The 12,150-nt window shown below is 55.6% G+C and carries 13 protein-coding genes; 5 read left to right on the top strand and 8 right to left on the bottom strand.

Annotated elements, in window-relative coordinates; genetic code table 11:
* Positions 1–369, top strand: a 369-nt coding sequence (locus AD670_RS20430) for an IS3 family transposase (RefSeq protein WP_156338282.1), incomplete at its 5' end; no start/stop codon positions are given.
* Between the two features lie 96 nt (positions 370–465).
* Positions 466–2,454, top strand: coding sequence for a DEAD/DEAH box helicase (locus AD670_RS20425; protein WP_256243926.1), 1,989 nt, complete (start codon positions 466–468; stop codon positions 2,452–2,454).
* A 168-nt stretch (positions 2,455–2,622) separates the two neighbouring features.
* On the opposite strand, the gene mobH is transcribed toward AD670_RS20425, so the two are convergent.
* Positions 2,623–4,353: a MobH family relaxase gene (mobH, locus tag AD670_RS20420; protein WP_053136481.1), complete on the bottom strand. Its 1,731-nt coding sequence runs from the start codon at positions 4,351–4,353 to the stop codon at positions 2,623–2,625.
* 222 nt (positions 4,354–4,575) lie between these two features.
* Between mobH and AD670_RS20415 the strand changes: the two genes are divergently transcribed.
* A complete protein-coding gene (locus AD670_RS20415; RefSeq protein ID WP_007901093.1) occupies positions 4,576–4,773 on the top strand; it encodes a hypothetical protein in 198 nt (65 codons plus the stop codon).
* Positions 4,774–4,903: 130 nt separating this feature from the next.
* Here AD670_RS20415 and AD670_RS20410 read toward each other — a convergent pair whose 3' ends face one another.
* Together AD670_RS20410 and AD670_RS20405 are read right to left on the bottom strand one after the other, a co-directional pair.
* The gene (locus AD670_RS20410) at positions 4,904–5,863 is read right to left on the bottom strand and encodes an ArdC family protein (protein ID WP_053136478.1); all 960 of its coding nucleotides are present in this window, start codon (positions 5,861–5,863) and stop codon (positions 4,904–4,906) included.
* A 132-nt stretch (positions 5,864–5,995) separates the two neighbouring features.
* A complete protein-coding gene (locus AD670_RS20405) occupies positions 5,996–6,322 on the bottom strand; it encodes a hypothetical protein (protein WP_053136475.1) in 327 nt (108 codons plus the stop codon).
* 454 nt (positions 6,323–6,776) lie between these two features.
* On the opposite strand from AD670_RS20405, the gene AD670_RS31090 reads away from it, so the two are divergent.
* On the top strand, positions 6,777–7,142 hold the full coding sequence (locus AD670_RS31090) for a DUF3742 family protein (protein WP_082341015.1): 366 nt from the start codon (positions 6,777–6,779) through the stop codon (positions 7,140–7,142).
* A 20-nt stretch (positions 7,143–7,162) separates the two neighbouring features.
* Here AD670_RS31090 and AD670_RS20400 read toward each other — a convergent pair whose 3' ends face one another.
* The 5 genes from AD670_RS20400 to AD670_RS20385 all read right to left on the bottom strand — a co-directional run bounded on the left by AD670_RS20400 (position 7,163) and on the right by AD670_RS20385 (position 11,725).
* Positions 7,163–8,707 (bottom strand): conjugal transfer protein TraG N-terminal domain-containing protein, encoded by a 1,545-nt coding sequence (locus tag AD670_RS20400; RefSeq protein WP_053136473.1) that lies wholly within the window; start codon positions 8,705–8,707, stop codon positions 7,163–7,165.
* A 10-nt stretch (positions 8,708–8,717) separates the two neighbouring features.
* Positions 8,718–9,026, bottom strand: a complete 309-nt coding sequence (locus tag AD670_RS31085) for a hypothetical protein (RefSeq protein WP_073162538.1) — start codon at positions 9,024–9,026, stop codon at positions 8,718–8,720.
* A gap of 3 nt (positions 9,027–9,029) precedes the next feature.
* On the bottom strand, positions 9,030–10,412 hold the full coding sequence (locus AD670_RS20395; RefSeq protein ID WP_053136471.1) for an integrating conjugative element protein: 1,383 nt from the start codon (positions 10,410–10,412) through the stop codon (positions 9,030–9,032).
* Positions 10,409–11,365, bottom strand: coding sequence for a TIGR03756 family integrating conjugative element protein (locus tag AD670_RS20390; protein ID WP_053136468.1), 957 nt, complete (start codon positions 11,363–11,365; stop codon positions 10,409–10,411). Before AD670_RS20390 ends, AD670_RS20395 begins: the two co-directional genes overlap by 4 nt.
* Positions 11,366–11,470: 105 nt before the next feature.
* Positions 11,471–11,725 carry a helix-turn-helix domain-containing protein gene (locus AD670_RS20385; protein WP_053136465.1) on the bottom strand — a complete coding sequence of 85 codons (255 nt, stop codon included), beginning with the start codon at positions 11,723–11,725 and terminating at the stop codon, positions 11,471–11,473.
* A gap of 157 nt (positions 11,726–11,882) precedes the next feature.
* Here AD670_RS20385 and AD670_RS31705 point away from each other — a divergent pair, with 157 nt between their 5' ends.
* On the top strand, positions 11,883–12,140 hold the full coding sequence (locus AD670_RS31705; protein WP_073162531.1) for a LasR-specific antiactivator QslA: 258 nt from the start codon (positions 11,883–11,885) through the stop codon (positions 12,138–12,140).
* The last annotated feature ends 10 nt before the right edge of the window (positions 12,141–12,150 follow it).

Below are 12,150 nucleotides of genomic sequence, written 5' to 3'. Positions count from 1 at the left end.
TTGGCTATTGATGCGTTGTTGATGGCGGTTTGGAGGCGTAAACCGAAGCAAGAGGTGATGGTTCATTCCGACCAGGGCAGCCAGTACAGCAGCTCCGACTGGCGCAGCTTTTTGAGCGCAAACAATTTGGTTGCCAGCATGAGTCGCCGAGGCAACTGTCATGACAACGCCGTGGCCGAGAGCTTTTTCCAGCTTCTAAAACGGGAACGGATCAAGCGAAAAATCTACATCACGCGGGAAGATGCTCGTAGTGATGTGTTCGATTACATCGAGATGTTCTACAACGTAAAACGCCGCCATGGTTTCAACAATCAGCTGTCACCGGTAGAGTTTGAAAAGCGTTACGCAATGAGCTTGCAAGGTGTCTAGAGAATCCGGGGCGATTCACTCAGTGTTGCCGTGAACCGGGGGAACCCAGAGTGGGAAGGACGGGACCTCGTCATCCGTGCGCTGGATAAATTCGCCTTGTTTGGTGAAGTTGAGCAATCCCTTTTGCTGAGTATGATCCGCGCGGTGGGCCTATTCCCTTACATCACTCCGTACCTCGATGGAATATCGATTTCAGACCGTCTGGCCTATGAGGTGCATCGGGTGGACGGAGTTGAAGCGGGCATGGTTTTTCATCGGCTGCAGGCTCATGTGTTCAGCTTGCTGATGCAAGGACGTAACGTCGTGCTGAGTGCCTCAACAAGCGTCGGTAAAAGCTTGGTGATAGACGCCGTTCTGGCCCAGGAAAAATTTCGCAAGATCGTGGTCATCGTCCCAACCATCGCCCTCATCGACGAAACGCGCCGACGTCTGGTCAAGCGCTTCAAACAGAGGTGCAATGTCATTACGCATCCGACTCAGGAAGCCGATGACGCCCGAGTAAACGTTTACCTGCTGACCCAGGAGAGAGTCCTCCAGCGTGACGATCTACAGGACGTCGGCTTTTTCGTCGTAGATGAATTCTATAAACTTGACCTGTGCAGTGACTCGGAAACTGGCAGCCGTGCAATTGATTTGAGCTTGGCTTTCCACAAGCTGGCAAGACAGGGTGCGCAGTTCTATCTACTCGGCCCGCATATCCAAAATATCCACGGTCTCGACGCTTATGAGTACAATTTCATCCCCTCCAACTTTTCCACAGTGGCCGTCGATGTTGAGTATTTCAATTTGCCGACCAACGGAGATGCACGCAAGGACAAGCTCCTAGAACTCTGCCGCAAAATTGCCACCCCCACGCTCATCTACTCTCAGTCGCCAGCAAGCGCTAACAAGGTTGCACAGCTCCTTATCGAAAAGGGTGGGTTTTCGCCGCTCGCGCAGACCCAAGACATTGCTCAATGGATCGCGAAGGAATACCACCCAGAGTGGAACGTCGCCAAGGCCATATCGCTTGGTATCGCCATTCACCATGGTGGCGTCCCTAGAGCGCTGCAACAGTATTTTGTGAAGCTCTTCAACGAGGGGACAATCAAGCACATCATCTGCACGTCAACGATGATTGAGGGGGTCAATACTTCAGCAGAAAACGTCATCATTTATGACCGCCGGGTTAGTAACACGCCGTTCGATTTCTTCACGTTCAAGAACATTTCTGGCCGCGCGGGTCGCATGAACCGCTACTTCATCGGCAAGGTTTACATGCTGGAGGCTCCGCCGGAAGAAAAAGATCTCACTGTTGATTACCCGATCGGACTGCAGAACGAAGATTCTCCGATGGGGCTTTTGATGAAACTAGAGCCGGAGTACCTCACGGATATCTCCCGTCAACGGCTGGATCGGGCGTATGCGACACCGTTGCTGTCTACTGCGACCCTCGTCGAAAATCGGCATATCCCGGTTGACCGGCAGATAGAGATCGCCGAATCAATTATCAGGAATCTTGCAGTGAGTCGCCGAATGCTCACTTGGAAAGGAAACCCTGAACAAAACCAGCTCGAATACGTGTGCACCTTAGTCTGTGATCACCTTCAGACCAAACTGATGGATTATGGAATCATTTCAGGCCCTCAGCTCGCCTTTCATATCAACTCTGTCCGAATGGAGAAAGACTTCTCGGCGTATCTGCAGAACGCAATCGACACTAACCGAGCGGGCACCACTGCGAGCGAAGCGATCAACCTTCGTCTCAAGTTTATCCGTAACGTCCTGTGCTATCGCCTTCCTCGTGATTTTATGGCCATAAGCAAGATCCAGGCGGATGTCTTCACCCAGCGCAATATTGAGCCAGGAGACTTCAGCTTCTTCTCTGAGCAGATGGAGAACCTTTTTCACGATCCCTTACTGACGGCGCTTGACGAATATGGGATTCCCACGCAGGTCTCGACGCGTATTAAGAGTTCAATTCTTCCATCTGACAACCTGAATGACCTGCTGAACAAGTTACGGCACTTGGCGATCCGCCTGGATGGGATGCAGCTGTCCCCGTTTGAGCGAAATATTATGAAATGGGCGATTGCCGAGATGTAGCTCTAAGGCGCTGGAAGGGAGCATCTGCAGGGGCAAAGCGTGGTGCGTTCGGCTTCGACTTATGCCCTGTGAGATGTATTTAAATCGTTGAGCTGGCAACAGGGACTGACGCGCAGTGCGCAATCCTTCGCCTGGTTGCCTGAGTCGAGTCTGGGATGTTACGGACATTTAAGATTTTTCAATTTTTAAAAAAATATTGTCCGAAGGCACCGGCGTAGCTTCGAATAATAGTTTTGGTTTTTCTAGCAAATAGCCCTGGAGTTTTCCTTTCTTCCGAGGACCTTCCACCTGACAGACCCAAATATTTAAACCATTGTCGCGCTTCCTGTGGACCTTCAGTTTCTCAAACTGCTTCTGCACCCAACGCCATTCTTCAATCTCTTGGCCGCTATTCTTGGCGATGCCAGGAAACTCCTGTACATAACGTTGGAAGAGACCAGGCGTGACCAGAAATACGCTGCCATCCACTGTGTGGATTTTGGCCTTGCTGTCATTGATGATCAGCTTGCGGCTCAGAATGCCTTCCTTGACCCAGTTCAGGAATGCCTGGCCTGGGTTATCCAATTGAAGCGTTGAAGTTTTGACGGCTCTTTCTGACAGCGCGTCATTGGCCTTTGGCTCTTCCAACTCGAACATATCCAGCAGCGTACCGAGGTAATCGGCATCCTCTAGCGCCATGGGATCCGGCTGCGGTTGGCTTTGACCTGATCGTGCACTGACTGTCTCGAGCGCTGGTGTTGGTATCTGGGTGTCAGTTGAGTGGTCATGGGCTGCAATGCTCACCGTTCCGCTGAAAGCCTCGGGCCGGTCTTCGTTCCCCCAAATCAGTGCTGGTTGAAGGCGCAGAAAGGTAAAGGCCTGCTCCCAGTTGCCCTGTGCCACGAGCGCGGTCCAGATGGCTTTGCCGTCGGGGGTAGACTCGACCAGCCCGTGCGATTGCAGCTCGTCGAACACCGCGAGGTTGGACGAGGGAATGCCCTCAATCGATTGCGACAGCAGATAGGCTCGTAGTTTGTCTGTGACCGTCTTGCTGACGAGCCACAGCGCATCCTGGGTCAGCCATCCCGCGGCGCCTGGCTGGTTGAGTTTCAGTTCGTGCTGAACCAAATGACGCAGTCCGCTGATTAAGTGATGTTGCAGCGAATGAGTCGGCGCTTGCAGCGCCTTTTTCGGGTTACCACCGATGTTCTGTGCGGTCGAAACACGGTCTGCCTGCATCACTAATTCGCCGAGCACGCCGGCACGTTCGTACTGGCCCGCCAGGACATATAGCAGACTGGCCCATAGGGATGGAAATCCACTGAGCCAATCGAGGATTGAGCGGTCGAGAATCTGGTTGTAGAGCAAGCCTGCGGCCGCGCCATGCAGGTGGTAGTCGCGACCCTTGATATAACGAAAACGGTAGGGCTGATCCAGGGAGCCCTGCCAAGGATGCCAAACATGGCCATCCTGGCGTTCGACCAGCAGGTCCACGGCGATCTTGCCGACATCATGCAGCAGCGCGCCATAGGCGATGCCGGCCGACCAGGCGTCAGTCTGGGCGGCCTGGTCTTCGGGTGCGGCGCCAGTGGGAAGCAGATACGACTGGCGCAGCTTCAAACTGCAAGCGACCAGTTCCAGTCCATGGTCGAGCATACCGCCGAGATACGCATGATGATGTGTCTCGCTGGCCGGGAGTTGCTGGACTTGTTCGGCGTAGCGATGGATCGGATTTAAATAGAGTTGGTTGAACTGCGCGTGGGAGAGGGCGGTGTACTGCCAGATGCGATCGAGCAACTGGCGGCGGTGCTCCGCTGCTAATAAGCGGTGGGCCGACTCGATCGGCAGATAGCCTCCGGCGACACTCACGGTCGGCGGCGGGGAGAGCTTCTGCCTTTTGTGGCGAAACAGACTGAGCATCGTGACCTCCGGGAAGTGGCTGGGTCAGTGGCCTTTTAGCCTTTTCGGATAGAGCTCTTACCCTTGAGTCCCCATTCCCTTCCAACCCTTACCCGTCCTTTTGGCTCGTGTCCCTTTGTGCGGCAATCGGAATATGGATACTGCTAGGCACCGTTTTGTTGGGGGGTAGTACGGAAAAGACAAGAGTCGGTACACTGCGGTGCATCTTTTTTGGGTCTTGCCATGAACCTCACTGACGCCACGCTCGTGCTGCTGCTCGCGGCACGTATCCATGGGACCGACGAAGCCGTCAGGGCTTCGGCGAAGAGCGTGGTCAAGAAGTTGCCGCGCAGTAAACGCGATCTGATCTACAAGGTGATCGACAGCCGAAGTCCGCTTGAGCTGGTGGATTTTCTGGCGCAGAACCTGGATGCGGAATGACAGGCTGCGGGTGTGTGCCCACCTCTGACTCTTTGCATCAGAGCCCCGCGGCATGGGGTTTTCTGGGCGAAAAAAAAAGGGCTCAACTCGCGTTGGGCCCTGTGATGCGATTGCAGCGGTGCGGTAATGATCAAACTTCATCGTTCATGCATCGTGAGTCATCCATTTCCATCTGCTTCAGTTGCTGCTCCAGGTTGAGTACATACTCCGAGGCGCTTCGGGCCTGACCACTGGCGCGAAAGATCGCGCGTCTGTCAGCTTTGAGCAGGCCGAGCCAGGAGTCGATGTAGCCCTCGTGCCGCAGCTCCCCCTGTATACCGGCGTAGGCACATAAAAAAGCAGCGCCCATCTCGGCGATCAACTCCTCAAACGCGTAGCCTGGCGAGCCGAACGGATAGGGTGACGTCACGCCTTCGCGCTGCAACCGAGCGTGATGCCCGGTCCAGTGCGTCAGCTCGTGTAGTGCGGTGGCGTAGTACCCGCTTTCATCATGAAATTGTGCCTTTGTCGGCAGTTGGATGAGATCCCTGATCGGGTGGTAAAAGGCTTCGTCGGCAGGCCGATGAACGATGCGTGCACCTGAACTTAACAGCAGATTTTTCGCGACGCTGTTGGGCTGGAAGGGATCACTCGGTTCCGTCTCGAGCAGGATGTCATTGAGCATTTCGAGCCCTTCCGTTTGCTCGATGTTGAACAGAAAATGCGTCCTGAGAATACCGAAGTGAGCGACCTTGGGCTGACCATGTTCATCAAGTACGGGTTGGCCTGACTCGGTCTGTTCCTCGCGCTCCATCGGCTTGTAGAGCACCGCCAGGGTGCTGTGCTCACCCTTACGGATGTGCCCACCCGCTTTTTTGGCTTGATTGAAGGTCAGCCACCGATCTTGAGTGAACCCCTGCAACCTGGCCTCGGCCCAGAGCAGCGGTAAATTGATGCCCGAATACGGACGTCGCGTGATGGCGTTGACGGGATAGGGCTGATGACGGATGTAAGCGGAGCCATTTGATGACCAGGGTTTGATCCAGGGGGTAACGCCTTGGTCCAAAGCTTTAACCATCTTGTCTGTCACGTCTTGGTAGATATCGCGCATGGCAATTTCCTCGAGAGAAAAACGGAGGAACGCCTTGCCCGTCGGGGGAGGGTTCCCCGGTTGGGTGATGGGTTGGATTGATGCAGGTCTTGCAGGCCGTCCGAATGTGGAGGTGGGCGCCGCCCATTGCGCTTAGCGCTGTTCTCCTGCAAGCGCGATCAGCAAGGCGCCAGGTTGACCCGGTTCTTGGAGTAAGCTCAGACTCAATTGCAGCAACGGGTCGTGGTCTAAGTGATCGGCTGGTTCAATATGCATTACCTCGAACAGCACGTAAGACTTATGTGGATAGGCCAGGTGGGCTTCGAAGGCTGCGCGCAACACGAGGCTCAACCGATCGACCTGCAGCTTCTCAGCATGATCGGATTGCTCGAGCAGTACAGCACGTTGCCACGCGCCAGGTGTGAACACGATGGGTAACCGAAGGGTGTTCAGTATTTCCGGTGTAAGTGAGTCGGGCATGGTATGTCTCCGTTGAAAACTCGAAGAAACCTGTCCCGCGCGGGGAAAGATTTCCCTGCAGTGGGTTGAAGAAAAACAAGAAGCTTGCCTGGCGGGCGAAGCTCGGAAGGCACTTAGATGAGGAGTAGGCGTTCATCACCGCGGCAACGGTCACCGTGCGAGCCACCGAACGCTAATCGCACTTGGGAAGAACCATCATCGAAGTGACGTAGCCTTGAAGGTTCTGGCTACCTGGGAAAGTGCTGTCGATAACAGCGATCCGTACCTTGTATTTAATCGTACGATTTATCTGGGTCAATCGCTGTAGAGACGCTGGTTCACGGGACTTGTCTTCTGGCTTCCAATGAGGATTTTTCGACCGGGGAAACTGATATACGGTCAGGCATGGGCCGTTTTCGGTAGTAGGCTATTCCTCAAGGCTCAACCATGAAAACGCTCAGAAGAGGGTGAGACCATGCCGACTCAACAACCTGTTCAGAATTCACGTGCCCACCGCTGGGCGTATGTCTGTGGTCTGTCGGTGAAGCGTGGTTACCTTAGGTTGAAAACTTTTGAATCCCACGTGGTTGAGCGTGCGGAGGCCGCAGGTGTGCCCGCAAGTAAATTTCTTGTTCGCGGGAGTTTTCTGACTGCCAAGCTCGCTCTGTTCGGAGCATTTCTTTTTGTCAGCTTCTGGTTGTTTATGCTGATGTGCACAATTGTCGTATTAGCAGCTATCCCATTTCAGGGTTCAGACGCTCCAGGTAGTGACGATCTCGACGATCCAATGCATAGACCGTCTCGGCCTGAGCGTTACGATAAATGGGGTTCTCTGAAGTAGGCTATTGGTTATTTTGAGCTCTATTTACGCGAAACAATTCTTGCACCGCTCATCAACTGAGAGGTCCCGTTAGAGCTCGCTGTCTGTGCTGCGTGGGTTCCCCTGGTGAGCATTCCTTCTACGCCTGAACCTACGCTATATCCGGCCCAACTCATTGCCCCGAGAAACAGCATCGGTAGCACGATGAACATCGCCCCCATCACATACTCGATCACCTGCGCGGTGACAGTCCCATCCATGAAGCCGGATGTGGGCAGCGACAACAGTACCTGATTGGAAGCCGAAACTTGGTTGTACAGCGTATCGAGCATACTGGAGTCGACCCAGCGCGCCAGTTCCCACCAGAAGCTCAGCATGTGTAAGGTGAACAGCGCGAACGTCACCGTCATGACGGTCTTCAGCTGGTAGGTACTGACCAGCAGGATCAACGGCAAGCTGATGATGACGCCCATGATCAGGAACGCCTGCACCATCGGCAGGGCGGCGCGTAGCGCATTCATTGCGGGAAAATTACTGAAGGAACCCAGTGCCAATCCAGTATTGGTGGCCAGGTTATTGAGACCCTGATTGATCGAACCTCCACGAGCGCTGGAGCCGTAGTCCTGATACACCTGTCCGGGCGACATGGACATCGATTGCTGGCGCGGGCTGACCAGCTCACGCAGGGTGGCATCTTCGATCTCGTTGCTCGAACGGCCAGTCAACCAACCTTTCAGCTGAGTCAGCAGCGAAGGGTCGACCTGCTCGATCAAGCGCTCGCGTAGCCCAACACCACTGTCGCTCCACCACTGCTTGCAGGTGGGGTAGCCCGCGCCATTCTCCAACCGCGGCAAGGAAACATCGCGGTTGTCGTCATACGGCCAGTTGACGCGCGGTGTACGTGAGCGATCGGTGTCGTAGTAGCCCGGAGTGTCGAGAAAATAGCTTGAGCCGATCCAGGACGCGTCGTGACTTTGTGCCTTGTCCAACTGCGGACGGTTGGTGAACAGCCGAGAGCGGGAATAGCCGTAGCAGTCGCGGGTGAAGTCGGCAACTTCCTGCTGCAGGACCTGACTGTCGATGCGCGAGCTGTCGATCTCCATGCGCATTTGTCGGATATCCGGTGCGCAAGGGATGGAGGCGGTGGCCGCCGCAGTCACGCCTTTGCTCAAGGCATGTACCAGGAACCACCAGATCGGCACATTGGCAGAGCGTCCGCCAATGGTATTGAAGGTCGTCCCCCAGGCAGTTTCTTCTGGTTTGGCCACACTCACGCCGCAGCGCTGACTCGCCGCATCATCGAACGTCATTGACGAGAGGCTCAACGGAAACACAGGCGCGCAACCGAACAACACAACGATGTAGGCCAGCCACAACCGGTTCTCGATCCGCGGTACCGAGAGCAGTCCCTTGTTGCCTTCATCCGCGCCTTGCTGACGGGCAGACAACCATTCCTGCAAGATGATTGCACCAAAGGGCGCGGCGAATAGCCCGGTGTCGGAAAGGACACTCCAGAGGCCGTTATTGATGATCCAGGCCAGCAGAGAGAGGTAAAACTCGAGGTAGCTGTTGGTGCTCATGAGCATGGTGGTGGCCTCACAGTCGGGTGAGTTCGACGCAAGTAACGAGCACGAGCCCTAACGCTCCGATGCACTTCACGCGCAATCGATCCTGTGGTCGATGTCGGTAGCGTCGAAGTAGATCCCACCAGATCGCAAAGAGGGCGCTGTATAGCAAGGCACGCCACCACCGCAGATAAGGTCTTACGGATGCGAATGCCTGCTGCCAGGCCTCGAAACTACCCAGTGCAGTGAGGCCGATCCAGGCGACCAGTGCGACGCTCAGGATCATCGCCGCGGTAATGCCCAGACCTGAAAGCAAAGTGAATAGCCGTGAACGTTTCATGGCTTACTTTCGTCTGGCGTCAGCATCATTGAGTCGACCGGGCTCGGGGTCGCCTTGCTCGACTTTACGCGAAGCATCGGCACCACCGGCATGCCGATCGAGCACAAGGCTGGCGGTGTTGGTAGCCAGCAGCTGGCGAACCTGCAGTTCGGTCTGCAGCAGGCGTATTTCGCGCTCCAGGGCGTCGATGTTTTTCGTTAAGGCGATTTGCGCCGGCTCGGCGGAAGCGATGTTCGGTTCGTGACTGCCCGCCAGCAGCGTACGCAGTAGCAGGAGCGCCTTGTCGAGTACGCTGGACAAGGCTGTCTCGCTGGCCAGGCGTCGTGCCAGCAGATCCTGGTCGGGATCGTCGCGCAGGGCTTCAACCACGCCACGGGTCACCGGCAGCATTGGGCTCGAGGCTTTCGCAAGGTTGTCAGGGGTAGGCGGCAGAGAGCCCGATAGCAACCCTTGCAAGGATTTCAGTCGCTCGCCGTAGGCCTCCTGGATCAACGGCGTCAATCCGCTACCCGCGGTCGCGCGCAGGGTTTCGCAGCTGTCACAGGTCGCGACTTCGCTCTCGCCCAGTACGCGAACGGCCCATTCGGCTTCCTCTTGGGGCGAAGCCCAGGTCTGACAAATAGTCCCACCTAAGCAGTCGCTGCTATTGATTGAGGTGCTGTCATCTACTGACCGGTTATGCAGCAGGTTATAGCCCGCGCGCACCACGTCGGAAGTCACACGAATGGGCGTCTGCCCATCACCTCCGGCCTTTGAACCGCCGACCCAGGCCACTCCATTGTTGCCGTTATGGGCCTCGGTGTTTTTCACCGCGGCCACCGCATCACCGCCGGTTTGCTCCAGATTGCCTTGCATTTCTTGGTTCTTGGCCAGCGCGCCCCAGCCAGCTTGACCGACCTTGTCCGCCATCTTTTCGGCCATGGCCTGGCAGGTCAGCTTGGAGCGGTCGAAGTCGATGCGCCCCTGCATCACCCCGTTACTTAGCAACTCATAGAGACCTGGGTTGGCGCGCTGTATGATCAAGGCCGGCAGCGACATAACGGCTTGGGTCGCGTTCTGCACGATACTGCCCATGATCTGCTGGAAACCTTCGGTGACGCCGTTCAGCTGGTTTTGCAGGGTGTTGGTGAGGCTCATGTTTCCGCACATCATGTTCGCTCGCCAAGAACCACCGACACCGAGACCACTGGGTCGATAGAGCGAACTCGGTGAACCGACTGCCGAGCCGCCACCAATGGTGTACATCACGCGGTCATCAAGCACTTCGCCTTGAGTGCCCAGGCGGTAATCGCCTTCGGCGGAGTGGGCATGCGTGGCCATGGCAAACAGTCCACAGAACAACAGACTCATCGCGCCCAACCATGGTCGTGCGAGAAGCCGACTCATGAAGCACCTCCTTCGAAGTCGATGCTGAATAGAAACGTCTGTCCCTCACGTTTGCAGCAGCTATAGGGACGCCAAAGCGACCAGGCGTAGCCGCCATCCGCGCTCTGGACTGGATTGCTGGGGAAGATGGCGCACGTGGGCTGAATTTGGGGGGAGAGCAATTGCCATTTGTGGGTCGAAGCGTCGTTTTCGACGATCGGGCCGGGTGGCCAGTAGCCGTCGCGTTTGGCTGGTGTGAGTGGTAAGTACACATGCGTCTGCCAGTTTCGGGTAACCACATCACCGGCCCGTTGTGCCATGACTGCGGCTGCCTTGAAATCGTCGGGCTGTACCAGAAAACCCTGCCGGGGATAAATGTTACCCCACATGCTTCCTAAGACTTGACTGCCGACTTCGCGGATCCCAGGCACAAGTGACTCGGGGTAGAAATTTTCCGGTATCCCATGGCGCCAAGCCAGTGAGTCCAAGGTACTCAAGTAGTAAGGCATAAACGCAGTTGCGCCGCTGGCGCAGGCGTAGCCGGATTGCGAAGCCAGTTGCGTGGCTGCCCATCCGCCAGGGTGGCCGATACCATCAACGTTCTTGAAACGGGGCAGGTTGTTGCGCTGAGCGCTCGGCGTGATCAGATTGCCGCCACCTTCCGCACCGCTGATAGGAGAGGAGAGGGTGGCCATCTCGGTCCATGGGTTATTGCCCGTAGCGGTGTAGCTTGAGACCACCAGTTCAGGAATGAAATGACGAACCTTGGTCGAGGTTTTGATTGTGCAGCCGAATGGCGTGCAGAGCAGCCAGAAGCAAATGCCGACGACCCTGTATTCGAGACACTCTGGCGAAAGCACGGAGGACGTGATGCTTCCGGTGTCCAGCGCCACGCTTGGGCCGCATGCCAGTAGGATGCTCAGCGCCAAGGGGCGTAGTCTTGCGGGCGATATTGACGAATAGACGGCAGTCATAATCCAGGCTCAATATGTATGGCCTGGGCAGAATCGGTGAGGGGCTGGAGATTGTCAGCGGATATTATGAAGGCCAATCTATCGGCTTTGTGATACGTAAGACTATTATTTGGCGTGAAGGGAGCTACGCAGTACCTCGGGTTCCACAAGTAACTGATCTGCGGTAATTTCGAAAACGCTCGCGAGCTTACAAAGAACTAACAACGACGGATTGCCCGTGCATCGTTCAATTTGACTAACGTAGGTGCGATCGACCTCGGCCATTAGCGCGAGCTGCTCTTGGGAAAGGTTTTTCACGCGCCGCATCAAGCGGATGTTTTCCGCCAGTTGCAGACGTAGCTGTTCGTAGTCTTGAGTCATGCGCGCAAATTGCGCCTTGAGGGACTCTCAATCCACGGGATATAGTCTGCATTAGGGCTGATCTATGCCATTTGAAGGCTTATGGCTGTAAGCGAGCGCTTAAAAGTTTTCGAAGCTGGACTTTGCGTCTGAAAATAAATCAGAAATTTAGGTGTGTATGGACGAAAACTACGTTTCAATTCCAGCGGCGGATGGTTGCCCAAGTCTTCTGACTCCGTGGGGTAGCGAATTTTCCTCAATGATTGAGCGTGGCGTGCAATGCGCTCAGGCTTGGCTAGATGCGCCCGGCGACGTTCCACTGTGGTGGGAGCTAGCGCAAACACGCAAGACCTTTCCCGCAGGTTGCTGCCAAGACGCTTTTGAGGCTGGATTCTTATTGAGGATTCAGCAGCGGCTTCAAGGAACATCACGATAACCCGCCGTTG

Origin of the sequence: Pseudomonas sp. MIACH, assembly GCF_001269925.1 — a bacterium.
Classification (GTDB): Bacteria; Pseudomonadota; Gammaproteobacteria; order Pseudomonadales; family Pseudomonadaceae; genus Aquipseudomonas.
The sequence above is the reverse complement of the archived record's forward strand: the minus strand, read 5'-3'. Positions and strand labels throughout refer to the sequence as shown.